The 24,736-nt window shown below is 46.6% G+C and carries 21 protein-coding genes; 8 read left to right on the forward strand and 13 right to left on the reverse strand.

Translation table 11 applies throughout. The annotated features are described in order from the left end of the window. Nucleotides 1-169: 169 nt before the first annotated feature. The 5 genes from recG to QZ918_RS19570 all read right to left on the reverse strand — a co-directional run bounded on the left by recG (nucleotide 170) and on the right by QZ918_RS19570 (nucleotide 6,907). Nucleotides 170-2,656, reverse strand: coding sequence for an ATP-dependent DNA helicase RecG (gene recG / locus QZ918_RS19550; protein WP_293337811.1), 2,487 nt, complete (start codon nucleotides 2,654-2,656; stop codon nucleotides 170-172). Nucleotides 2,657-3,069: 413 nt separating this feature from the next. Next, the gene (locus tag QZ918_RS19555) at nucleotides 3,070-4,011 is read right to left on the reverse strand and encodes a hypothetical protein (RefSeq protein WP_293337813.1); all 942 of its coding nucleotides are present in this window, start codon (nucleotides 4,009-4,011) and stop codon (nucleotides 3,070-3,072) included. 779 nt (nucleotides 4,012-4,790) lie between these two features. Then, nucleotides 4,791-5,453, reverse strand: coding sequence for a translation elongation factor Ts (gene tsf, locus QZ918_RS19560; RefSeq protein ID WP_293149100.1), 663 nt, complete (start codon nucleotides 5,451-5,453; stop codon nucleotides 4,791-4,793). Nucleotides 5,454-5,794: 341 nt separating this feature from the next. Next, nucleotides 5,795-6,622: a 30S ribosomal protein S2 gene (gene rpsB, locus QZ918_RS19565; protein ID WP_293337815.1), complete on the reverse strand. Its 828-nt coding sequence runs from the start codon at nucleotides 6,620-6,622 to the stop codon at nucleotides 5,795-5,797. Between the two features lie 147 nt (nucleotides 6,623-6,769). Next, the gene (locus tag QZ918_RS19570) at nucleotides 6,770-6,907 is read right to left on the reverse strand and encodes a hypothetical protein (RefSeq protein WP_293337817.1); all 138 of its coding nucleotides are present in this window, start codon (nucleotides 6,905-6,907) and stop codon (nucleotides 6,770-6,772) included. Between the two features lie 235 nt (nucleotides 6,908-7,142). On the opposite strand from QZ918_RS19570, the gene QZ918_RS19575 reads away from it, so the two are divergent. Together QZ918_RS19575 and QZ918_RS19580 are read left to right on the forward strand one after the other, a co-directional pair. Next, nucleotides 7,143-9,494 carry a cation:proton antiporter gene (locus QZ918_RS19575; protein ID WP_293337819.1) on the forward strand — a complete coding sequence of 784 codons (2,352 nt, stop codon included), beginning with the start codon at nucleotides 7,143-7,145 and terminating at the stop codon, nucleotides 9,492-9,494. A gap of 248 nt (nucleotides 9,495-9,742) precedes the next feature. Continuing rightward, entirely contained in the window at nucleotides 9,743-10,252 is a 510-nt protein-coding gene (locus QZ918_RS19580) for a hypothetical protein (protein ID WP_293337821.1), read from the forward strand. A gap of 127 nt (nucleotides 10,253-10,379) precedes the next feature. Here QZ918_RS19580 and fraC read toward each other — a convergent pair whose 3' ends face one another. Further along, nucleotides 10,380-10,901 carry a filament integrity protein FraC gene (fraC, locus tag QZ918_RS19585; protein ID WP_293337823.1) on the reverse strand — a complete coding sequence of 174 codons (522 nt, stop codon included), beginning with the start codon at nucleotides 10,899-10,901 and terminating at the stop codon, nucleotides 10,380-10,382. Between the two features lie 259 nt (nucleotides 10,902-11,160). Here fraC and QZ918_RS19590 point away from each other — a divergent pair, with 259 nt between their 5' ends. The 3 genes from QZ918_RS19590 to QZ918_RS19600 all read left to right on the forward strand — a co-directional run bounded on the left by QZ918_RS19590 (nucleotide 11,161) and on the right by QZ918_RS19600 (nucleotide 14,565). Then, on the forward strand, nucleotides 11,161-11,766 hold the full coding sequence (locus tag QZ918_RS19590; RefSeq protein ID WP_293149110.1) for a DUF3038 domain-containing protein: 606 nt from the start codon (nucleotides 11,161-11,163) through the stop codon (nucleotides 11,764-11,766). A gap of 436 nt (nucleotides 11,767-12,202) precedes the next feature. Continuing rightward, complete coding sequence (locus QZ918_RS19595; protein WP_293337825.1) at nucleotides 12,203-13,375, forward strand: DUF4335 domain-containing protein; 1,173 nt, start codon at nucleotides 12,203-12,205, stop codon at nucleotides 13,373-13,375. A 215-nt stretch (nucleotides 13,376-13,590) separates the two neighbouring features. Beyond that, nucleotides 13,591-14,565, forward strand: a complete 975-nt coding sequence (locus tag QZ918_RS19600; RefSeq protein WP_293337827.1) for a DMT family transporter — start codon at nucleotides 13,591-13,593, stop codon at nucleotides 14,563-14,565. A gap of 105 nt (nucleotides 14,566-14,670) precedes the next feature. Here the strand turns inward: QZ918_RS19600 and QZ918_RS19605 are convergent, their stop codons facing one another. Together QZ918_RS19605 and QZ918_RS19610 are read right to left on the reverse strand one after the other, a co-directional pair. Then, on the reverse strand, nucleotides 14,671-16,749 hold the full coding sequence (locus QZ918_RS19605; protein ID WP_293337829.1) for an abortive infection protein: 2,079 nt from the start codon (nucleotides 16,747-16,749) through the stop codon (nucleotides 14,671-14,673). Nucleotides 16,750-16,757: 8 nt separating this feature from the next. After that, the gene (locus tag QZ918_RS19610; protein ID WP_293149116.1) at nucleotides 16,758-17,432 is read right to left on the reverse strand and encodes a hypothetical protein; all 675 of its coding nucleotides are present in this window, start codon (nucleotides 17,430-17,432) and stop codon (nucleotides 16,758-16,760) included. Nucleotides 17,433-17,784: 352 nt separating this feature from the next. On the opposite strand from QZ918_RS19610, the gene QZ918_RS19615 reads away from it, so the two are divergent. Then, complete coding sequence (locus QZ918_RS19615; RefSeq protein ID WP_293337831.1) at nucleotides 17,785-18,702, forward strand: OmpA family protein; 918 nt, start codon at nucleotides 17,785-17,787, stop codon at nucleotides 18,700-18,702. Nucleotides 18,703-19,163: 461 nt separating this feature from the next. Beyond that, a complete protein-coding gene (locus tag QZ918_RS19620; protein WP_293337833.1) occupies nucleotides 19,164-19,322 on the forward strand; it encodes a hypothetical protein in 159 nt (52 codons plus the stop codon). Here the strand turns inward: QZ918_RS19620 and QZ918_RS19625 are convergent. Continuing rightward, nucleotides 19,259-20,386 carry an AI-2E family transporter gene (locus QZ918_RS19625; protein WP_293149120.1) on the reverse strand — a complete coding sequence of 376 codons (1,128 nt, stop codon included), beginning with the start codon at nucleotides 20,384-20,386 and terminating at the stop codon, nucleotides 19,259-19,261. The genes QZ918_RS19620 and QZ918_RS19625 overlap by 64 nt on opposite strands. A gap of 144 nt (nucleotides 20,387-20,530) precedes the next feature. Here QZ918_RS19625 and QZ918_RS19630 point away from each other — a divergent pair, with 144 nt between their 5' ends. Beyond that, nucleotides 20,531-21,487 carry an alpha/beta fold hydrolase gene (locus tag QZ918_RS19630; protein WP_293337835.1) on the forward strand — a complete coding sequence of 319 codons (957 nt, stop codon included), beginning with the start codon at nucleotides 20,531-20,533 and terminating at the stop codon, nucleotides 21,485-21,487. A gap of 40 nt (nucleotides 21,488-21,527) precedes the next feature. Here the strand turns inward: QZ918_RS19630 and QZ918_RS19635 are convergent, their stop codons facing one another. From QZ918_RS19635 to QZ918_RS19650, 4 genes are all read right to left on the reverse strand, one after another. Then, a complete protein-coding gene (locus tag QZ918_RS19635; protein WP_293337837.1) occupies nucleotides 21,528-21,812 on the reverse strand; it encodes a type II toxin-antitoxin system RelE/ParE family toxin in 285 nt (94 codons plus the stop codon). Next, nucleotides 21,809-22,036, reverse strand: a complete 228-nt coding sequence (locus QZ918_RS19640) for a hypothetical protein (protein ID WP_293337838.1) — start codon at nucleotides 22,034-22,036, stop codon at nucleotides 21,809-21,811. Before QZ918_RS19640 ends, QZ918_RS19635 begins: the two co-directional genes overlap by 4 nt. 142 nt (nucleotides 22,037-22,178) lie before the next feature. Next, the gene (gene cysS / locus QZ918_RS19645; protein WP_293337839.1) at nucleotides 22,179-23,738 is read right to left on the reverse strand and encodes a cysteine--tRNA ligase; all 1,560 of its coding nucleotides are present in this window, start codon (nucleotides 23,736-23,738) and stop codon (nucleotides 22,179-22,181) included. Between the two features lie 414 nt (nucleotides 23,739-24,152). Beyond that, nucleotides 24,153-24,728, reverse strand: a complete 576-nt coding sequence (locus QZ918_RS19650; protein WP_293337840.1) for a Uma2 family endonuclease — start codon at nucleotides 24,726-24,728, stop codon at nucleotides 24,153-24,155. Between the last annotated feature and the right edge of the window lie 8 nt (nucleotides 24,729-24,736).

A 24,736-nucleotide genomic window follows, 5' to 3' on the forward strand; every position in this document is an offset into this window, starting at 1 on the left:
GAAGCAAATGTCTAGACTTGTCTAGTATTTGTATAGCAGCTTAGACATGAAGCCCAGAAACCAGTTTTTTTTCAAGAAAATACTTTGTTCTCAGAAGGAATAATGCTTGTAGAGCAAGCTTTATAGCAAATCGGCACCTGATATTTAATTAAGCTGCGTCCGAAACTATCTAAGTCAAAATCGACCCGCTCATCATCCGTTGATATCTCCGCTCCAACTCATCCCGCACCACAGGCCAGAGATTCAAACTTTCATCATTTTCAATTACCATTTGCGCGGCCTCTCTCGCCAACTCCAAAACTTCCTGATCCTCAACCAAACTCGCCAAAGCAAAATCCGGCAAACCAGACTGTCGAGTTCCCAAAACCTGACCTGGCCCGCGCAATCTCATATCCATTTCCGCAATAAAAAAGCCATCTTGAGATTGTTCTAAAACCTTCATTCTCTGCATAGCTTCCGCAGCCTTAGAACCGGGCATTAACAAACAATAAGAACGGCTGCTGCCCCGGCCGACTCGACCCCGCAACTGGTGCAACTGCGAGAGTCCAAAACGCTCGCAATTTTCAATCAGCATTACCGTAGCATTCGGTACGTCTACTCCCACTTCCACCACAGTAGTAGATACTAAAATATCAGTTTCCTTATCCCGAAACTTAGTAATTGCGTCATCTTTGTCAGCACTGCTCATCCTACCGTGGAGCAAGCCTACCTTAAACTCAGGAAATATACTTTTTTCGAGTTTCTCTTTTTCCTCAATTGCCGATCGCACATCCAGCTTTTCCGACTCCTCCACCAGAGGCAGAACCACATAAACTTGACGCCCGCTCGCCACCTCCCGGCGAATCATATCGTAAGCCTGGAGGCGTTCTTTTGCCGACAGGACGGTCGTTTGAATGGCCTGCCGGCCGGGGGGAAGTTCATCAATTTGACTCACGTCTAAATCGCCGTGCAGAGTCAGCGCCAGCGTCCGGGGAATCGGAGTTGCTGTCATCGTCAAAACGTGGGGAGATTCGCCTTTTTGCTGCAATTTAGCGCGCTGCTGCACGCCGAATCTGTGCTGTTCGTCAATTACAGCCAAACCCAATTTATGGAAATTCACCGTATCTTGAATCAGCGCGTGAGTTCCCACTAAAACTGGCAATTCTCCGGTTTCTAACTGGCTGTGAATTTCCCGGCGTTTGGCTACTTTTGTCGAACCAGTTAACAGTTCGACAGACAAGTGCATCAAATTAAACCAACCTACCAATTTGCGGTAATGTTGTTCTGCTAAAACTTCTGTGGGCGCCATTAATGCTGCTTGATAGCCGGATTGAATTGCTGCTAGCATTGCGACTACGGCGACGACTGTTTTGCCAGCACCGACATCTCCTTGCACTAACCTGTTCATCGGTTGCGGCGAAGCTAAATCGTTGAGGATGTCGTTAATTACTCTTTTCTGAGCATTCGTCATCGCAAAAGGCAAGATTTCATAGAAATGTTCGATCAATTTTCCGCTAGGAAGGATGACTGCGCTGGCTTGAGCTTTTCTTTGAGTTTGGCGGCGCTTTAAGAGTCCTAATTGCAAGTAGAAAAATTCGTCGAAAACTAAGCGGCGGCGGGCGGCGGACAAGCAATCGCGATCGAGCGGAAAGTGAATATTTGCCACCGCATCGGCTAAACCCATTAAGCCGTAACGTTCGCGCAAATCCTCCGGTAGCGATTCTGGCAACAGTTTCGCCGCCGGAATTGCTGCTAGGATCGATCGCCTCACCGAACCTGCATCGACCCCTTCCGTCAGCGGATAAACAGGAATCAGGCGGCCGACTTTCATAGATTCGATCGCACCGCCGGAGTCATCTAATACTTCCAACTCAGGATTTTCTAAAGTAATGCCGTATTTACCCTGCTTCACCAACCCCGAAGCAGCCAGCACCGCACCAGTACAATACTCGCGCTTTTTGAATTCTTGCCACCCGCGATTGCTATAGCGAGGCCCGGCAAAAAAGCGACTGATTTTAATTTCTCCGGTACTGTCTTTTAAAATTACTTCTAATATCGTTAATTTCTTATTTTTCGGGCTAGAAAAGCAATTGCAGCGCTTGACTTCAGCGATTAAAGTGACTGTTTCCCCCGCTACTAACTCGCGAATTCGTACTTGCTTTGCATAGTCGATGTGGTTGCGGGGATAATAATAAAGCAAGTCGTATACGGTGTCTAAACCGAGTTTTAGCAAGCGGTTGCCGTTGGCTGGGCCGATGCCTGTCACGCGCGTTAACGGTTGATCTAAAGTCAAGCTAGGCGGTGGAGGTGTTGTATTCAGAGGTGCGGTTCGGGGAACGTTCACCGCTGGCGTGCTTGAATCGGCAGCGTTTTCTAGTCGAACTTGTGTCGTTTGTTCTTCCCAAACTTGCTCCATTTGTCTGAGGAAACTGACTGTAATGGCGATCGAATGCTGGCGCCCTTCGAGATCTTTCTGAGGGTAGATGTCAAATTCCACAGCAAGTTCTCTGGCGCGATCGCGCGAAGAACCAGTGACAGCGCCAGCCAACTGTCTCAAACTCAGGCCGAGAAACTCGCTGAAGCGGTATTGACTGCCTTGGATGTCGTTAAATCCGCGATCGGCTTCTACGGAAAGAGCTTTTTGCAATCGCTGCCATTCTGGTTGGTGATTAGTCATCAGTCATTAGTTATTAGTCATTAGTCAGTAGTCAGTTGTCAGTTGTCAGTTGTTAGCAGTCATTAGTCATTAATCATTAGTCAGTCAAGGCTGTTTCATTCTCTTGTAGGGGCGGTGCCCCCGTGCCCGCCCCCATCTCAGAAATAACCGATTTTTCGTCGGTGGGGCGGGGTAGGCACTCTTGGCACTACTCATACAAAATCTTCGTTTTTTGGAGAATGAAACAGCCCTGATTAGTCAGTGGTCATCACTCATTAGTTATTAATCATAGCTCAAAAAATCCAGACAACTGACAACTGTCAACTGTCAACGGAGAGGGCGGGCACGGGGGCACCGCCCCTACAAACTGTTAACTGTTAACTGTTAACTAACAACTGTCAACTGTCAACTGTCAACTGTCAACTATTAACTGACTAATCTTCAAACCAACTCGATCGCCAAGCCGACTCAGCCTCCACCACCGCCATTTCCCGCTGCTTTTTCTGGTAATCGCGGCCGAGGGAGTTCAACTTTGCAGAGAGGTTGCGAATTTGCTGGCGCCAAGCCGAAGTTCCCGGATCGGCAAACTCTATTTCCGACAACCGCAGCTTAATTGCTGTAATGTGCAAAGCATTACTACCGGGTCTTTTTCCCAAGTTTGGCGGTGCTGGTGAACTATCTGTTTCAACGATCAAGCTTAATAGGTTAGGCGGGCCCGCCACGCTGTCGGCGGACAATTCAGCAGCAGAAGCAGCTTCTAGAACCTGTTCTGGCAATTGACTGGGCAAGATTTCCGACTGTTGCAGCAAGCGGTTGGTGTCGCGAGACAGCAGCTTGAGAGTCTGGGCGATCGACTTTTCAATACTATTTTGCCAGCGCGCCAAACTTTGCGGGGAATTGGGAATTGGTAATTGATTGTTTGTTGCTGGAAATTGATAGTTAATAGCGGAAAATTCGTTGCTTCTCTCTATTTCTTCCTCGACGAATTCGTTGTCCTCGATTTCTTCCTCGCCAAACTCGTCTTCATCTATTTCTTCATCTATTTCTTCATCTATTTCTTCCTCTTCCTCTTCCTCTTCCTCTTCCTCTGCTTCTGATTCAGTCGTGAGCGATCGCAATTTTTCTTGAGACGCCGCAGCCAAACGCCTTACAGACTGCTGCATTTTTTGCCGCCCGTCGAAGGACAACTTGAGAAACGACTCCGGAACCGCTTGAGTGCAAAGGTGATAGCAAGCCAAAATCAACTGCTGTCGCACCGCTTGTCCCAAGGCAGTTAAATAACCATCGTAGGTACTGCGAAACTCTAGATTCAAGGCTGCTAAAGCCTCTTCGAGTCCTGCCAAATCTTGCTCTATGCGCTCTCTGGATCCCACCATATATCCCCTATAAAATTCAAATAGGACGATCGGCAAAACAACCCGGTTTCTGCCACAAATTGTCTGATTGTCGAGTTAACTCTGGTTAGAAATCGGCTATTGGTTTCAACAATCGCCTCAAACCTTTTTATCTTTTTTATCTTTCGGTTTCTACCTAAGTCTCGATTCCCCTCGCATCTCCCGGATAGTCGTAAAATATCGACTCTTGGGTACGTAGTTGCGCTTCAGCGCTCCGGCGCTAATTTACGGTACAAACGACTCAATGTGAAAACTCGATTCCCCTCACATCCCCCGGATAGTCATAAAATATCGACTCTTGGGTACGTAGTTGCGCTTCAGCGCTCCGGCGCTAATTTACGGTACAAACGACTCAATGTGAAAACTCGATTCCCCTCACATCCCCCGGATAGTCATAAAATATCGACTCTTGGGTACGTAGTTGCGCTTCAGCGCTCCGGCGCTAATTTACGGTACAAACGACTCAATGTGAAAAAATGAAACAACTAAGTTAATCTTCTGAATTTTCAAGTTACCCATTTTCAAACCCCGATGAGCAACGCCCTCTTTCGGAATATTATAAAGAGCGCTAAAGCGCAACTACGTACCAAGAGCGCCCAAGCGCAACTACGTACCAAGAGCGCCCAAGCGCAACTACGTACCAAGAGCGCCCAAGCGCAACTACGTACCTATTTCTGTAGTCGTGTAAAAACTAAAAATTAAAAATGCAAAAAAATAGCTTTTCACATTTTTAATTTTTATTTTTCAATCTAAATTTTCGATTATTGAGCAGCACCCATTTGGGCAGCCACTTCATCGGCAAAGTTAGCTTCTACTTTCTCGATGCCTTCGCCCAACACAAAACGCACGAAGCGGCGGACTTGGACATTTTCGCCAATTTGGGCGATCGTTTGTTTGACCAACTCTTCCACCGAGATATTTTGATCTCTAATAAAAGGCTGATCCATCAAACATAACTCTTTCATCCGCTTGTCAATCCGCCCTTGAACAATCTTTTCTTTGATATTGTCCGGCTTGTTGCCCAAGTCATCTTTTCCCATTTCAATTGCCTTTTCTCGATCGACAATTTCAGCGGGGATATCTTCAACTTTCACGTATTCCACATTCGGGCAAGCTGCAATTTGCATTGCAATATTGCGTACTAAACTTTGGAATTCTTCGCGCCGTGCCACAAAATCTGTTTCGCAGTTAACTTCCACCAGCACTCCCACGCGGCCGCCCGTGTGAATGTAGCTGCCTACAAGTCCTTCTGAGGCAACCCGTCCTGCTTTTTTGTCAGCCCCAGCCAGACCTTTTTTCCGCAGCCACTCAATTGATGTTTCGATATTGCCATCGTTTGCGGTGAGGGCTTTTTTGCAGTCCATCATCCCCGCGCCGGTTTTGTCGCGCAGTTCTTTAACAAGTTTTGCAGATATGTCCGCCATCTTCTTTAAGTTCCCAATCAAAATTAGTTATTAGTCGTTAGTCATTAGTCATTAGTCATTAGTCATTAGTCGTTAGTCATTAGTCATTAGTCATAATGTTAATGATTAGACAAGAGTTAAGAAATAGCAAGTCAGCCTTCGGGCGGATTTGGTAGGTGTACAACCCTAATTAATTTTGGTGTTCACACTGCGGAATGCTTTTGTCAGAAATCTACTAATGACCGAGACTAATGCCATTTACAATTAAAAATTAAAAATGTCCAACTAAAAATTATGATTTTTAATTTTTAATTTTCAATCTTTAATTTTTAATTGCTTGATGTCAGATGCCGATCGCAATATTAGCTTTCGGTTTCTTCGCCGTCAGCGTCGGCGTCGTCGGGATCTACATAATTGGGGTCATCCAATTCTTCGATTTCGCCATCATATTCGCCGCCTTCGTAACCACCTTCGTAGTCGTAGTCTTCGTCAGCGTCGCCGCCTTGTTGACCGTGACGACCTTCGTAGATGGCATCAGCCAACTTGCCGACAATCAATTTGATCGATCGAATAGCATCGTCGTTTGCTGGAATCGCAATGTCAACCAAATCCGGGTCGCAGTTGGTATCCAACAGAGAGACGATGGGAATTCCCAGCTTTTGGCATTCCAACACAGCATTATACTCGCGGCGTTGGTCTACCAACACAACTCCGTCGGGAATCTTACGCATAGTTTTGATTCCGCCCAGATACTTCTGGAGTTTGGCCATTTCTCGGCGCAACACAGAAGCTTCTTTTTTCGGCAACAAATCTAGGGCGCCGATTTCCTCGCGGCGTTCCAAATCCTTGAGGCGCTCGACGCGGGACTTAATCGTTGTCCAGTTGGTGAGCATTCCTCCCAGCCAGCGCTGGTTGACGTAGTAAGCACCGCAGCGTTGAGCTTCTTGGGCTACAATCCCGGCTGCTTGGCGCTTTGTACCGACGAACAAAAACTTTTTACCTTTTTCCGAGGCCACTCTCATGTACTCGTAGGCGTCTTCCATAAGCTGAGCGGTTTGCACGAGGTCGATGATGTGAACCCCGTTGCGCTCTGTGAAAATGTAGGGAGACATTTTCGGGTTCCACCGGCGGGTTTGGTGTCCGAAGTGAACCCCTGACTCTAACATTTGAGCCAAACTAACTACTGGCATTGTATTTTTAACTCCTGTATTCGGGTTAATCCTCCACCCGGTCGTATTTCTGAGGGTTTGCGCCCTCGAAACACCCGAAAACCCGGATGTGCGAATTTAAACAACTTTTCTAGTCTATCACGAGAAGCACCACTTTTTCTGACTGTTTTAGATCCGTAGGGTTGGGTTATCCGCAGGCTCGATCGCACCGATTCGGTTGGGGGTGAGGACGTGGAGGATAGAGGTCGATCGATCGCGGTGCTTAAAAAACTCTAAAAAATCCAAAATCCAGGTGGGAGGTTGCAAAAGCCTTTGTTAGCTTGTGAGAGAATGGCGTAGAAGCTGCGTGTTTTGTGCCTTCTTTCGTTCGATCGAGCTTTTATTCATTTTGTTCGATCGGCAATTCTGCCGGCTTGAGCAGAAAAAATTAGTTTAAAGCTGCAACACTTCTAGGGATAAATTAAAAAAAGACTATTCATTACTCCAATCCTCACTCCAATCCTCGGACTTCCAGCTAGAGATCTCCCTCATCCCTTCTCGCTTGCAAGCGAGTAAGCTGTCAACTGTCAACTGTCAAGAGGGCGAGCACGGCGCGGCACCGCCCCTACAACTGTCAACTGTCAACTGTCAACTATCAACTGAATACCGTGCCCTCTCGATCCGCAAAAAACCTAAAGCTAAAAATGCCATGCCCATCCCCATTCTCGTCCTGCTTGAAGTTCTAATTGTCATCGCACTTTCTCGGCTTGTCGGCTTAGCATTTCGAGCGATCAAACAACCTCAAGTTATTGGAGAAATTGTAGCAGGAATTATGCTCGGGCCTTCTCTCCTCGGTTTGGTTGCACCAGATTTAGGAGCAGCACTTTTTCCAGCGGAGGCCGTTCCTTTCCTCAACGTGTTATCTGAGGTAGGGCTAATATTTTTCATGTTCTTGATTGGTTTAGAACTCAATCCTAAGTATCTCAAAAACAATTTAGATGTAGCAATTTTAACGTCACACGTCAGCATTTTAGTGCCGTTTTCCCTGGGAAGCTTCCTAGCACTGCTGTTGTACCCGATAGTTTCAAATAATAGCGTTTCGTTTACAGCCTTTGCCATGTTTTTGGGCGCTGCGATGTCAATTACTGCCTTTCCGGTGCTGGCAAGAATTATTACAGAGCACAACTTGCAGAATACCAAATTGGGGACGCTAGCCCTGACTTGCGCTGCGGTAGACGATGTGACGGCGTGGTGTTTGTTGGCGGTGGCGATCGCAGTTACGCGCACTAACTCGATGGTTGGGGCTTTGCCGACAATTTTGGAATCTATAGTCTACATCGGTTTCATGCTGACTGTAGTCCGCTGGTTCTTGCAACGGCTTTCCAAGCACTACAACCGCACCGGCAAGTTATCTCAATTAGTGCTATCTGGCATTTATATGGGAGTTGTAGCATCAGCTTTAATTACTGAATGGATCGGCATTCACTTAATTTTTGGTGCGTTTTTACTGGGAGCGTCAATGCCAAAAAATGCCGGGCTCACCAGAGAATTAGCTGAGAAAACTGAAGATTTTGTCCTGATATTTCTGCTGCCTATATTTTTTGCTTACAGCGGTTTGCGGACTCAAATCGGCCTGCTCAATAGTCCCGAATTGTGGCTGCTGTGCGCGGCAGTTTTGGGAGTAGCAATTGTTGGTAAATATTTCGGGACTTACGTTGCTGCCCGAGTCTGCGGCATTAGTAACCGGGAAGCTTCGGCGCTGGGCTGGATGATGAATACTCGCGGTTTAACTGAACTGATTGTGCTGAATATCGGTCTTTCTCTGGGGGTGATTTCGCCACTGCTATTTACGATGTTAGTCATCATGGCTTTGGTGACAACTTTTATGACTTCGCCGCTGTTGGAGTGGACTTATCCGAAAAGGCTGATTCGGTTAGATATCTCAGAAGTTAGCCCGGATGACTCAGAATTAGAAGATTCACAAAGTGCTGAGGAATCGGGAAAAACTGCTGAAAAATTGCTGCCAACTTATCGAATTTTAGTGCCTGTTGCTAATCCTACTACTCAGAAAGGTTTGCTCAAATTAGCGATCGCCCTGGCGCAGCCTGCTGCGGGTACAGGGGGTAGCGATTTGCAGTCGGCGGCGGTTCATCCTCTGAGTTTGATCGAATTAAATGAAAATTATGGTTTTGAAAGTACGCCCGTAGAAGCCGATCGCATTATTCAGGAACGCCGCTCGAAATTATCAGAATTGATAGACAGTTTGGAATTGCCGGATGCGAAAAAATTCGTGCATCCGATCGTTCGGGTTACTAAAGATGTGGCGCGGGAAACGGCGCAAATTGCGGAACTCGATCGCGCGGATTTGATTTTGGTAGGATGGCACAGGCCGACTTTTAGCAGCAACCGTTTGGGAGGGCGTGTCGGGCAAATTCTCAGCAACGCTACTGTGGATGTGGCTATTTTTGTTGACAGAGGTAGGGAACGGTTGAATAATTTGTTAGTGCCTTATGCGGCAAATATTCACGATGATTTAGGGTTGGAATTGGCGCTGAGACTGTTGGTTAATAGCGAGGAACGTCGTTTGACTGTGCTGCGGGTGGCGGTTGACGGGGCAGAGGGAAATGAGCTGAGTTATGAGTTTGGGCGAGTTATGGATCGGTTGCCGGTAGAAGTGCGATCGCGCATTGAAACTCCGATTGTGGAGGCTGCTGAACCTATTCAAGCGGTGGTGGCGGCTTCTGCTAATGCTGATTTGACGATCGCGGGTACGAGTCGGGAGTGGGGAATTGAACGCCAAACTCTGGGACGGTATACTGATGAATTGGCGGTGCAGTGTCATTCTTCGCTGCTGATTGCGCGCTGTTACGTGAAAGTGCGATCGCACTTGGCTTCGGTACTTATTGACAGTTGATAGTTGACAGTTGACAGTTGACAGTTGGCAGTTGACAGTTGACAGTTGGGAGTTGACAGTTGACAGTTGACAGTTGTTAGTTGTTAGTTGTTAGTTGTTAGTTGTTAGTTGTTAGTTGTTAGTTGTTAGTTGTTAGTTGTTAGTTGTTAGTTGTTATTTGTGAGGTGCTACTAATTCCCAATTCCCAATTCCCAATTCCCAATTCCCAATTCCCAATTCCCAATTCCCAATTCCCAATTCCCAAGATTATGAATCATTTAAGCCTTAAATCGCTGGCATTTTACGGAATTGCGATCGGCTCCGTTTCGCTACTGTTTAAAGTGGTCACTGCTTACGGCGAAACAAGTTTAAAAGCGGCTCCGGCAATTGCCGGAAGTTATCGCTTCGATCCTAAAAGTTTGCCAGAATGTCTGAAATCTGATACTTTGACCTTGACAATCGAGCAATCGGGTGTTTATTTGAGCGGTAATTTGCGATCGGGTAACAGCGAGGGCGATCGCGCAAACACAGCCGAGGAGAAACCTTTTTTAGCAGGCAAGTGGGAAAATCAAGGATTGAGCTTAGAGGGTGCAGTTCCTAATTTAGTCGGTTGCAGCGACTCCGGAGCGATCGGTCAAAAGAGCTATGTTAAACTGCGAGGAATTGTCGAAAAAGACAGCATCAACGGAAAAATAAGTCTGACGGAGCGGGCGGCGGCTACTAATTTTACGGCTCAAAAAGAAGCGGTGGCGAAACCTCAGCAGAAGCAACCACATTAAAGGTGTTGATTTCAATCGCACCGTCAGAAAACTGGTAGAAGCCCCGGAAAGATCGGGCTCCAACCCAAAAGTTGAGATCGAAGTTGAAGATCCAGATTTATCTGTGGAGTAAATCTGAAATCTAAAATCAATCGATGCTTTGGAAAAATAACACGGTTAGAATCAGGCAATTACTAACAGTGTGAGAGATGAAAATTGCTCCAAATTGGGTGGTGACTTTAAAACTTCTTTTCGGAGGACGGCGGGTGAGGGTGAATGAGCGTTTGAATTCAGTAGGAACAGCAGTTTTCTTCTTCCCGTATAGGGTGTTTTCTAACAGTTCTAATGCTTGCCATTTGGCGAGAAAAGTGACTAGCAGTATCGAGAGGGCGATACCAGTTATTATGAAGTAAAAATCTCGCTCGCCTCCTAATAATAGATAATCGATCAGCCGTTCCCGTAACTCTTTTGAAAGCACGCTTTCAAGGCCGAAGAAGACTAGCCAACCCATGCAAGTGCAAGAGAGATTGAGGATGGCTGCATATTCAACGCTGGTTTTGGGGCCGAGTTTCAGTAGTTTTTGCAAGAACCATGATTCGATCGCGATCGCCAAAAACAAAACTAAAATTTGTACCAAAACAGTCCGAAACGGGAAAACAGTTGCAATCATTAGTTTTGCTCCTATGTCTGCTTCCCGATCGTACCTGACACGCTAGAAAACGGCTGTATGCCCCAGCCCCTCTTTGAAGAGCGATCGCCAGATGGTGACACTTAAGCCACTAGCCGCCAATGGTGCTAAATTAAAGTCAGAATATAGAACTGAGCGATAGAGATAGAGTATCCCAGAGGAGTCTCCGGTTCAAAAATTACCTGGGCCAAGACCCCCCCTGTCCGTATATTGTGTTGAAATGGATGTTGCCGTGATCTTAATGCCGTCAGAAACTTCGCTTACCGAGTCAAACCCGTTGATTTTAGACAGTTTGCCAGATTTGTCGCCGAATGAGGGTGGGTGTCCCCGCCGGACTAGATTGCAAATTGACTTGATGTTGCTGGCGATCGAGGCCTTGTATCTCGGAGGTGCGGAAGAAATGCTGGCAGTGTCAAAGGAGCTGGAATTGGAGTCAATTGTCAAAAATCGCGTTGCCTTTTGGCAGATGCGAAATACTAATCCGCTGAGACGCTATGCCCAACGCCGCTCCCTGACAGTTGTGGAGGCAAAGGCGCTGGTGGCTATCGCCTGTAATATGGCGCGCAAGTTAACTGCGACAATTCGGCAGTTGCTGCTAGATTCGCAGCAGTTGCGATCGAAAAATCTTCCCCTCAGTCAGAATTTGCAGCTTGCCGAGTATTTAGAACGTTTTCGAGCTCATTTTCGATCGCGCATGAACCCCAAGCGATCGGTGGTGGCAGCTTATAATTCCGACGACAAGCTCAACGAACTAGCTTTGAACTTGTTGAGCAAACTGCTATTTTGTACAGGCACAGCCGGAATGCAGCGCTTTTGGGTTAGCCTGTTTGATGGAGAAATTGAATAAACGTCAGGAACTCAGGGCTCAAGCCACGCTCGCTTGTAAGAAATTGCAAGCTGTTCTGACCAGACCCCTTGAAAAAGGAGACGTTATTTGGGTCACGACACTCCTTGAATGCGACGCCAGTTTCCCGCTCTGTCATCTGCGATTAAACAGTTTTAAAGTCACGCTTTACAGTGTCGCAGGTCTAACAAGCCTTTATAACCAGGTCGAGGCGAACATTACCCCGTAAGGGAGGCTCCAAAAGAGCAAACATTATGCGTACAGGGTTGCAAGGTTTGAGGCGGTAACTGTCCTGCTGAAAGTACATTACAAAAGTACACCAAGTCGAGCAACTCCAAGGCGGTAATGGATAAAGAAAGATTCAAGGCGGTTGAAACCGCTCTTGGAGTTTCCCTCTCAGGACTAAAGTCTCTGAGTTTCCCACTTACCCAGCTATTTTATGACTATTAGGCGTCAGTACAGTCTGCCAAATTGCACCCTGGTTCTAGAAGGGTTGAGCGATGGCTCGGCATCCAGCCAGCTAGAAATGCGGCCGGTGCTTTCGATATTGATGAGCGTTGAATGCTATGTGACAGGCCTCGGCGAGCCCCTCAGCGGAGGACGGGAGTTTTTTGAAAGCTTGGTGAGGAATGTTAGCAGCTACGCTCAAGAATTTATGAGCGGAGTGCATTATCCCGATCGCTACGGCCCGAATTTGGGTATGGTACAGTTGCACAAAATTGACGGGAATTCCCACCGTTTGACGGTTATACCCGCCGGATCTGACAGCGCCACCCAAATCGATCGAAAAACAGAACTGTCGGCACAGGTAGATTTGACGACGGTACAGCTATTTGATTTGGTAGAGGCGATCGATCAATTTTTTGCCGACACCCAGACGCTGCCGGAATTGTCGCTGCAATTAACTCCAATTTCCAAGCGTTATATCAAGTCTGCCGAACCTTTGGCGAAGCGGAGTTTGCCTGCGGCGGTGGGGGTGTCGAGTTTGGCAATGGCTGCGATGGCGTTTTTCTTGGTGCCAGTGCCGGAAGTCCAGCGCCCGAGAGATCCAGTACCGCAGCCGAATCCAGCAGGCCAAAATCTCGGCACGCCGAATTCCGGTGGTTCGGGTTCGCCGAATCCCAATCCCACGCCTGCGGGTGAGGGTTTGCTTGGGGATAAAACTCCCAAAGCTGTTGAATCGACTTCACCAACTCCGAGCACTTCGCCGCAGTCGGAGACTTCACCCTTGGCGACACCGCAGTCGAACATTTCGCCGGAAAGCACTCCCAGCCCGGTTGCTGAAGGTTTGGCAAGCCCTGGGGCGACAGCCGTGGCGATTACCGATCCGGCAGAAATCGATCTGTTGAAGGGCAAACTTTCCCAGCAAATTGACGGAGTTTTGAAGAATCAGCCTGCTGTTGCTGCGGAGTTGGTTTATCGGGTAAGTGTGGCTAAAGATGGGGCGATTGTCGGTTACAAATCGGAAAATTCCGCAGCAGTCGATCGATCTCAAGCGCCGTTGTCCGAGTTGCTTTACAAACCGGTTGGTACTAGGCCGCCTGCGGAACCGCTGGCTGATTTCCGAGTAGTTATTGCACCGGGCGGTACTGCGGCTGTCACCCCTTGGTAAAGGTTCGTAGTGAGGACTTTAGTCGGCATAAAGAAGGACTGAAGTCCTCACTACAAACCTGCTGTGAAGGTTCGTAGTGAGGACTTTAGTCCGCAGAAAGAAGGACTGAAGTCCTCACTACAAACCTGAAGGACTGAAGTCCTCACTACAAACTTGGTTGACTTTTTAGGGTGTGCACTGCACACAGATTGAGTTTGATGGAATGATTAAAAACAATGCTTACATCTGACTCAAAAAATCTTAAGTTATTACGCTATAAGGGACTGGCTATGGTGCTCATAGCAGCCACTTTATGGGGACTTTCTGGTACGGTGGCACAAAGGCTTTTTCAAGATGAGGGATTTACTCCCGGTTGGTTGGTTACAATGCGCCTTCTTATCTCAGGAATATTGTTATTAATAATTGGAGGTTTCCGAAAGAACTTCAACCAAGTTTTTGCTGTGTGGAATGCTCCCCAAGATCGGATTCGATTAGTGATTTTTGGAATTTTTGGTATGTTGGGAGTGCAGTATACCTATTTCGCAGCTATTCAAACTGGTAATGCTGCTACAGCAACATTATTGCAATATTTGGCTCCATTATTTATTATGATTTACTTAGCAGTAAAGTACAAGGGAATTCCTAGTATTCAAGAGTTTATAGCCTTAGGATTTGCTTTGTTAGGTACATTTCTTCTCGTAACAAATGGATCTATTCACCACTTGTCAGTCTCCATTACATCAATAGCATGGGGATTAAGTTCTGCAATTGCACTTGCATTTTACACATTATATCCATCAAATTTGCTACAACGTTGGGGTGCTGAAGCAATCATTGGGTGGGGCATGATTATAGGAGGGATTGCATTATGCCCGATCGCTTCTCCTTGGCAAATTCAAGGTCAACATTGGTCTGTTATTACTGGTTTGTTTGTTAGTTTTGTGATTATATTTGGCACATTAATCGCTTTTTATCTATATCTAGACAGTCTTCGATATATTACACCTACAGAAGCGAGTTTGTTGGCAAGTGCAGAGCCTGTGTCGGCTGTAGCTGCATCAATTATTTGGCTTCGCTTACCACTGAGTCTTGTTGAAGGACTCGGTGGACTATGTATTATTAGTACAGTGTTGATGTTGTTGCTATTTCCCAAACAACCAAGCAAAACATTATTAAATCCAACTAGAGATGATAACTCTTCCTTGAGATAACAAGTCATTTCTTGAGGGATATATTAGCCTTTGTCATAGAAATAAGGCTTTGCTGTGCGGGACGGCACTCAGGTATAATTCCATAGTTATCGGATATGATATCATTCAAAGTCCTGTCGGTGCGATCGGCTCAATGTCTGGATCGAATCCACCAACTTGATTAGTGCGAATTATCCACAAAAAAGCCCCCTGTTTTAAGAGGATTTTGGCGATCGCATCTTGGGTGCGCCTCGGCAGCATTGTTCGGTAACTCATAGCAGCTTTGAACGAGTTCATGATGCCAGCAAAAAAGGTTTTGTTCAGTTCAGAATCAATACCCGCCAATCTCGTATTTTTGCGCCAATCTGGACGGACAACACCGAGGGGAATTAATACTTTTTCTAAACTCTCTCCTAAAGCTACTAACTGGTTAAATCTTTCGGTTTGTGCGGCAGTGGGATGTGTTTTCAGCCAGTCTTGAATCTGAGGATTTGACTCAATTTCCGCAGTAATTTTTTTAATTGTCGCGTAAATTGCCTGACTGGAATCTTGCACGCAAGAAGTTGCTGGCGTGACTAAACTGGCGCCGGTGCCGTCTCCGCTGCGGTAGCGCGCCATCATGATATCTAGTTGCTGGTTGAATTCGGTTAAGGGTGACAAGGTGATGCCGTCAAAGTCGTAGTCGCAACACACGCAGTCTAATTTACAGATGATATCGCACACCGGGCGATCGCCCAACCAGCCGCGCTGCAAGTCTCCCATGTAACTTTGCCATTTGCTGGAACCTGCTACAATTCCGTCTGGATTGTGGGCATAAACTTGTTTGTATTCTATGTCAAAACGCAGTTCGCCGGTAAAGCGATCGCGCACAACTTTTGCTACTCCAAAAGCAAAATGTCCGGTGACAATTCTCAGCGGTACCGGTTCGCCTTTTTTGCCGCCGATACCGCCGAAACAATGAATCACTATACCGATATCTCCTTCTTCCCAAGGGGAGATTGAATCGTTTTCTGTAGCATCGTTTGGCACCAACAATACTCGTTTGGCTTGTCCTTTTTGCGCCCTAGTATTTAACCAGTTTTGGTCTTTTAAATAAGCGAGAGATTTTTGTAACCCGAAATGTGTTTCATCTGGGATTAATTGGGCAATTTTCCGGGGTTCGATTCCTTGGACTACAAAAATATTATCTTCGTCTCTTGCGCCGTAAATGTACCAGCCGTCTGGATTGAATGGCGATTGTTCGATTTGGTGATTGGTAGACCTCGCTATGCCATTTTTGTCTGGCTGTACTTGGGGAATCCGAATGATTTCGGCAGCGCCGTCAAATTGTTGGGATGTTTTGCTGAAATGCCGGACAATAAATTTGTCGCTGTCGGGTTCTGGGCGCTGTAAAATTGAGACTAAGGCACAGAAACGTCCGATAATTTGTACTGGTTCGCGATCGATAATTAGTTCTTGCTGGTCGCTGTTGCTGTGGTTGATGGCAATCACCGGTCTCCGCAACATCACAGTCACGCTGTCTTCGCGCCTGCTACCGGCTAGAGTTTCTAAAGGGCCGACATTGCGCCAGCCGTTCAATCTATCTGGATGGATGTTGCCTGATTTTTGACTTTTTTGAGTTTGTTTGGTGAAACTGATATCTTGACTGACGGCGTGGACAAAAAATTGTACTTGGCGGTCTGTACTCCACTTCAAAAATGCTATTTTGCCAATGAAATTTTGATGTTTTTTGGGTGCATTAATCACTTCAAAAAAAACCGATCCATAAATCTGGCGCTGTTCGTTTGATGGCAAAATCAAGCGCCCGTGCCAAAGTGCGATCGGGTTGTAGAGATGGGCAACTGCTGCTGAATCTTCGCAGACTATCTCTGGCTCAATCGCTTCTAAAGTATCGCTTTCTGGTTCCCAAGAAACCGCCGGATAATTTGGATCGTTCTCGACAAATTGCGGTTCTAAAAAAACGTTTTTACCTGCGGCAATATTGGCAGTTGAATGTCGCGTTTTTGGGCGTAATTTAAAACTCAAAAAATGGCGATTTTCCTCCAGCTTGTCCTGCAACCAATTGACCAAAACCCGAACAAAAATAAAAGCTGTGAGACCAAAAATCACAGCCAAGGCTGTCAGCCCCAGAGTCAAAAGAAATTGCTCTAAAGATTGACCGGAAAGTAAAATAATTTTGGGCCAAATCAAAGAATATGCCGCCATAAATATATCTAAAAACGAGTTTTAGGTTCGATCCAGTCTGTGCTGGCTTGAGTGCCGAAAACTAGGGGTTTGTCTTGGGTGACAGATACGGTTTGGCCAGTCATATCGACGGCACAAAGAGGCCAAGATCGATCGCCCAAATGACCGGCGCGGAACAGAACTTGTCCCGGGCAAACTTGACTCCAACCCAACAATACAGCATGGGTGTAAAGACTGCGAGCCGGAGCAACGGTATAAGTATAATTATCATTTTTATCCCAAATGACCGCGTAGTCGGACATATCGGAAGAGTTGAACAAGGCTTCAAATTCGCGGGCGAGAACGCGGGAACCCTCTTGATTCCAAGAAACAGGCACTAAAATTGCGATCGTCCCGGACATATCTGTGTCATCGCTAGCATACATTCCGCTTTCGGCCAGGGGCGAAGCAGCCGCCACTGTTTGCAGTTCCCCAGTTTTGAGATTTTCCACAAACATCACGCTGCTAACCCGACAGCGGGCCAATTCCGGCTGTACTTGCAATTCAATTCGACTGTAAGCCGCGTATTGGCCGTTAGTTGAAACTAGGGAAGGACTCCGATAGTAGCGGATACCTGTGCCAGCATTTGAACTCACCTTAGCGTGAGTCTCATTAATCCATTCCCAAGGCACGGGATAGGGGCTATTTAAAGGGTCAGACATCATTTTTTTGCCAAAACTTCTACATTATTATCTAACAAATTCAGCCTGAGGTACAGGAGATTATAAATTTGGTTTGTGTCGGAAATACTGTGCCGCCAAACCCCAGATTTGTAGAAACCGGGTTAATTTTTCAGATTTGAGATTTGTTCTCCAATCTAAAATCTAAAATCTAAAATCTAAAATCTAAAATCTAAAATTGGATATATAGGATAGTATCGAAATTAATCTGGTATAGCAATCCTTGCAGGAGTCGTAAAAATTTTACCCCACCCCAACCCTCCCCTTGCCAAGGGGAGGGAGTAAGAAATTCACAAATGATTTAGGATTGCTATATGTGTACCGAGAGGGAGGAACCATGACGCGATATTCTACGGAAAAACCTTCAATTCCCCCGACTCGCGTCTCCAAGTCGCGGGGAAAAGGTTTATTTTTACTGTCGCTAATCTTTAGACTGCTGTTGCTGGGAGTAGGCAGCGGTTTTGCGTGGGTTTTGGGGATGACGATCGCCCAAATTTATCCATCACGCGCCACCCAAATGCCGATCGCCGAGAGATTGCTGCGCGTAACTCAAAATTTGACCTCCAGCCCGAAACGCGCCCCAGCAACGCCAATTCCAGCGCTTCCGGCACCAACCGCTACACCAACTCCCCAGTCGAAAGTCAATCCCGCCCAGAGAGAGAAATTGCAGGCAGATTTAAGAAAATTGCAAGGCGAGCTCAACGCGCTAATTGGGCGCACAGCAGCTTTAGAAAGTCAGTTGGGTAGCAGCCGCCCGACGGAAAGTTTGGAAAAGCGGTTGCAGTTGATGTCGCAGGAATTGGCTGCAACCCCAACGGAGACAACTCCTCCTTTAGCTTTACCCGCGCCGAGCCCTCTGGATGGTAACGCGCAGCCACAGAATCCGAGAAATCCGGTATTTGCAGGGGATGGGCTGATGGTAACTTTGCCCAGCGATGTTTTATTTAATACTGGCAGCATTTCTCTGCGGGCGGGCACCAGTGCGATTTTGGACAATTTGGTGGCGGAGTTGCGGAGTTACGAGGGTGCAACGGTGCGGGTTGCAGGGCACACTGACGACGCCGGGGAAGAGGCCGAAAATCGCAATGTGTCGTTTGCGCGGGCTCAGGCTGTGGTGCAGTATTTGTCTGGTGTGCTCGGGCAGAAGTATCATTGGGTGGCGATCGGCTACGGGGAAAGTCGCCCTTCGGTAGATAATAGTTCTGAGATCAACCGGCAGCGCAACCGTCGCATTGAAGTGGCAATTAGTCCTTAGTCCTTAGTCATGGGGCATTGGGCATTGGGCATTGGGCATTGGGCATGGGGCAAACAGGGCAAACAGGGCATGGGCCAAACAGGGCATTAGGCCATTGGGCTTGTAGATACTAGACTTAGGATTGATAAAGCAACCGCAGATTTAAGGCAGATTAACACAGACGAACGCAGATAATTTCAAGAGAGTTTGTGGCTGTGGCAATTTTGTCTAGTTTTTTCAATTCACTGTGCCGAATTTTAGGAAAAATCATGCAACATTATTTGTAGGGTGTGTCGCCGCCAACCATCTCTAAAATTAACAAAAAATCGAGCGACGCACCGGATTATTGTAGGGTGTGTCGCCGGCAACCATCTGTAAATTTAACCAATAATCTCAGGGCGACGCACCCGATCAAATATTTCTGAAAACAAGCCTTTGACAAGTTTGGTGTTTGTGCAAATAATTTTAATTAGTCGTATCAGGTGCGTCGCCCTAAGATTGTCGGTATTCAGTTAGGAATTTATCGCAGGCGACACACCCTACAAGCTGTCAACTGTCAACTGTCAACTGTCAACTGTCAACTGTCAACTGTTGAAGCCGAAGGTGTCAAAGGCGGTAAATCAGAATTATTTTTAGCTTGATTTATTGTCTCTCGATATTCGCTCCTCAGCTTCGGTTTTAAATACAAGTTTTCAATCAAAGCAGCTACTCCCGCAAACCAAGGCGGCACAATTACCGCCCCGATAATTCCCAATACTTGCACGCCTCCCAAGACAGACAGCAATTGATACAATGGATGCACCCCAACCGAAGAACCAACCAGCAAAGGATCGAGTACGTAAGTTTCTAAGTTTTGGATAAATACAAACAGCAGCAATACCCACAACAACACCCATCCACCCTTAGCTAACGCGACGATTAAGGCGGGTACTGCGCCCAAAACGGGGCCGATGAAGGGAATCAAATTTGTCACACCTGCGATCGCACCCAAGCCCAAAGCAAACTCCGGCATCCCCAAAAAGCTCAAACCTGCGGTGATAAATATCCCTAAAATCCCCGAAACTAACACCCGCCCGCGAATGTAACTCCCCATTCTTTGCCCGATGGGCGTGGCTTGGGCGGCGAGTTTTGTATCCCAAGGTTTCGGGAAAAACTGCACCAAACTTTTAATTAATGTGTCGCTGTCGGCTACCATGTAGCCGGAAATAAATAATGCTAAAACTAGGCTGAAGAAGCCTCCGAGAATGCCTCTTGTTAAACTGTACGATCGCAAAACCAGTTGTTGGCTCGATCGAATCAGCCAATTTGTCAGCGATTGAGTGTCTAGCAACTGATTCACCAAAGCAGGGGCATCATCGGTGAGGCGACTGGCTAAGCTAGTCGCTACCATTTCCAGACTTTCGGCGTAAACTGGTAACTGTCGCACCAGTAACTCAATTTGTTCGATGACTGTCGGCCCGATTAACACTACCGTCCCGCTGAATCCGCCAATCAGAGTTAAATAAACCAGAATCACCGCCAGCCAGCGGGGAACGCGCATGGTTTCGGCCCAATTGACGATCGGGACGATCGAAGCAGCGAGCACCACTGATATCATCAGAATTACCAGCAGGCTTCGCAATTGCCACAGCAGCACTAGCACCAAGGACGATGCTACAATGAGCAGCAAGTTAGGTATAGAAATTGTAATCCGCTGTTCAGACATGATTAAATAATAAAGGTCTGTAGTTGCGCTTATCTCCTCGCACAGGGCGGGTTTATTTATCTTCTGAGTTACCCCATATATTTTGGGTAAAACCCAGCCCTACTCATTTTATAATAAAAAGTAACATCGGTACAAAAAAATAATATGCAACCACAATATTCAACTCAAGATTTATCAGCCATTTCCTCTATCAAATCACCAACGCTGTTTTACGAATGGCAAAAATATCGCTGTGCTTATGATGTTTATCAACCAACTACTGCGACAGAAGATAGCATACCGTTGTTATTGATTCATCCCATAGGAGTTGGATTGTCAAGAGTCTTTTGGCAGAGATTTTGCGAAAGTTGGCACAAATCAGGCAACACAAATCCGATTTACAATCCCGACCTTTTGGGCTGCGGCGATTGCGAAATGCCCGCTGTGGCTTGCTATCCTGAGGATTGGGCAGCACAGTTGCAGTTTTTCTTGGAGACTGTAGTAAAAAAACCTGCGATCGTCCTCGTGCAAGGTGCTTTACTGTGTGTAGCCTTGGAATTAGCCAAATTGCAGCAGGAAAGCAATTCTAATTTAATCCATTCCCTAGTCCTCGCCGGGCCTCCAGCTTGGGCGGTGATGAACAAACATTCGACAGATAGAGAGCAAAGAATCGTCTGGAATTTGTTAGACTCTCCCTTGGGAAACGCTTTTTATCGATACGCCAGACGCGCTAAATTTTTGCGCTCTTTTTCTGGAAAACAACTGTTTGGCGATGCAGCAAATGTTGACAGCGAATGGTTGGATGCTTTGCAAGCTGGGGCGGCAAATCCTGACAGCCGTCATGCAGTTTTCTCATTTTTAGCGGGTTTTTGGCGCCAGGATTACACTAGCACGATTCAACAGTTTAGGAATCCGGCACTCGTTATCATGGGAGAAAAAGCCTCAAGCATCAGTCAATCGGGTAAGGAAGAAAAACCCGACGAAAGATTAGCGCAATATTTAACCCATTTTCCCAACGGAGAGGGTTTATTAATGCCGGGGCGAAACGTTTTACCCTACGAATCCACCGCAGAATTTGTGGCGGCGGTTGCCGAATTTGCGAACAAGTTAAATAAAAATTAAATCCATTTGTGGAGTTGTAGTCTAAGAATGACTGAGACAGTTAATAGACCTCATCATGTGTCCCGATGTCGAGTAGAACAATGACTTCACTATTTGTTTCCGCATCCTCTTCAATAGAGAAGACAATCCGACAATCATAGCCGCAAGAGCAGGACTGAAGACCATCAAGTTTGCCACCTAGTTTATGAGTACCTAGGTTTGGAAAAAATACATCTGCTTCCATTTGTTGAAGAGAGTCTTCAATACGTTGCTGGAGGTCAGGATTTCGTTTCACAAACTTGCGGAATGCTCGTTTGAATTTGGGAGTCAGAACCAGTTGTCTCATGCTTCGGGTTCGTCCAAAGACTGGCGTAATGTTGAAATAACATCCTCGGCTGACTGCTGTCGAAATTTTCCTGTACGGAAATCAGCTAAGGTTTGTTGAGCATCCGCAGCTATTTCGGCGCGAATACTCTCGCGGTGACGGTTTTGCAGGATTTTTATCAGCATTTCCTGCTGTTCGTAGGAAAGTTGCAAAGCAGTTTCTAGCACTTGGTCGAGGGTATTCATAGAATTAGGCTATTACCCAATACGGTTGAACAACTTGCGAAGTTAAGTAAATTATATCGCTAATCAGAACTACAAACCCAGGTTCGCAGTACGGACTTCAGTCCGTCCAAGAGGAATGAATTCCTCACTACGAACCAGTTTTTTAACCGCGATGCCAAATCGTGGTACCATCCTTTTGGTCAATCAAAGTAATCCCATTATCCTTAAGTTCATTGCGAAGCCGATCGCCCTCAGCGAAATTCCTAGCAATCCTGGCATCCTTCCGCTGCTGAATCATCGCTTCAATTTCCGCATCACTCAAACCGCCAACCGCCGCATCGCTGTCAGTTGCCGGCTGCACCTCCAAGCCCAAAACCCCCGCCAAACTAACCAAAGTCAGCCACTTTTGCTGTAACAATTCCGGCAAAGTTTCAGTTTTGCCTTGATGCACCAAAATATTGCTTTCCTTACCCAATTCCTTAGCAAGTTCAAACAAAACAGCCAAAGCAGCCGGAGTATTGAAATCATTGTCCATCGCTGCTTGGAATTCCCCTACAGCTTTGGTATCTTGTTCAGTTTTCTCAACATCCCAACTCAGTTTATCGGCATATCGGAGTCCAAAAAGCAAGCCTTCGTTGATAGTATTCCAGCCATTTCGAGCAGATGCGATCGCCTCTTCGGTAAAATCAATTTGACTGCGGTACTGCGCCATAAACACAAACAGCCTCACCGCCATCGGTTCCACCGCTTTTGAATTATTCTGACTCCCCCCCTTTGTAGGGGCGGTGCCCCCGTGCCCGCCCTCCCCGTGGCCGCCCTCTGAGGGGGAATCAGATTCCAAATCACCCGACCAATTCCCCTCCAACAAATCGCGAATAGTAATAAAATTGTGCAAAGACTTCGACATCTTTCTGCCATTGACAGTCACAAAAGCATTGTGCATCCAATAATTTGCCAAAGACTTGCCCGTCGCAGCTTCAGATTGAGCAATTTCGTTTTCGTGATGCGGAAAAGTTAAATCGGAACCGCCGCAGTGAATATCAATAGTTTCGCCCAAGCAATCGCGCACCATCGCCGAACATTCTATGTGCCATCCGGGGCGACCTTTTCCCCAAGATGACTCCCAAAAAGGTTCACCGGGTTTAGCGCTTTTCCACAAAGCGAAATCTGATGAATCTTGCTTTTTTTGAGCTTCTATTTCAGCGGTTTCCAATCTGCCGCTAGCCCCGGCTTCCATTTCTTCCAACTTGCGGCCGGACAGTTTTCCATAGTTGTCAAACTTGCGAACGCTGTAGTAAACATCGCCGCTGTTGGCATAGGCAAAACCTTTATTTTCTAACTCGTGAATCAGCCGTTTGATGCCGTCTATTGAGTGGGTAGCGCGGGGATATTCATCAGCCCTGAGAATATTCAGCTTGTCCATATCAGCAAAATATTCGTCAATGAAGCGATCGGCTACCGCTTCCATTGTAGAATTTGTCTCGCGGGCGCGATCGAGAATCTTGTCATCAATATCGGTAAAATTCTGTACGTAGCGTACATCATAGCCGCGCCACATCAGATATCGGCGCACCATATCCCAGACAATGTAAGCGCGGGCGTGCCCGACGTGGCAGTAATCGTACACCGTAACGCCGCAGCAATACATCCGCACCTTTGAGGGTTCGAGGGGCTCGAAAGGTGATTCGCGGCGGGTCAAGCTGTTGTAAAGCGTTAGGGACATGGGATTTGAGATTTGGGATTGATGTATTGCTCTAATTTATTATATTAGTTTGTAGTGTGGACTTTAGTCCGCAAATTTTAAAGAATTCAGTTTGTAGTGCGGACTTTAGTCCGCAGGTTTGTAAAGGCTTTCGTCCGATAGGGCGAACCAATCTTAATTATAGTCGATCGAGCGGACACGATCTCACTCGGCGGTTGAAACCGCAGCTACAAACACGAAGTCAGCCTCCGCCGACTGAGAGATGATTATCCAGGATTTAGAAGGATTACCAAACATCTGTTAAATCTAAGACAAATCCGGGCAATACATCTTCCCCTGACAAAGCAACTGTATCAATCGGCGGTTGAAACCGCAGCTATACAAACGAAGTCTGCCTCCGCAGACTGAGAGATAATTATCCAGGATTTAGAAAGATTACCAAACATCTGTTAAATCTAAGACAAATCCCGGCAATACATCTTCCCCGGACAAAGTGGTAGGATGAGCTAATATTTCGACAGCTCGATCGCACCTGTATATCTCTACTTTCTTATTTTTGCGATCGATCAACCAGCCCAAACGCGCACCATTTGCGATGTATTCTCGCATTTTTTCTCGCAGCGGTTCCATGTTGTCAGATTTAGAGCGCAATTCTACAACAAAATCGGGACAAATGGGAGCGAAACCTTCTTGTTCTTTGGCTGTGAGGGCTTGCCACCGTTCTACTTTAACCCAGGAAGCATCAGGAGAGCGATCGGCACCATTGGGTAATTGAAAACCAGTAGAAGAGTTGAATGCTACTCCCAGCTTAGTTTGGCGGTTCCACAGCCAGATTTGTCCTTCTATATCTAGGTTTCTTTTGCCTGTATCGCTTCCTGTCGGGGGCATAACAATTAATTCTCCTGTAGCATTTCTCTCTAGCCTTAACTCACGGTTGACGGCAGCAATTTGCTGGAACTGTTCGTGAGTTACTTTGAAGGTTTGGGGAATGGTGATGGTGTTGTTGAGCATATTGTGCG

Source organism: Microcoleus sp. CAWBG58 (assembly GCF_020883045.1).
In the GTDB taxonomy this organism is placed as follows: domain Bacteria; phylum Cyanobacteriota; class Cyanobacteriia; order Cyanobacteriales; family Microcoleaceae; genus Microcoleus.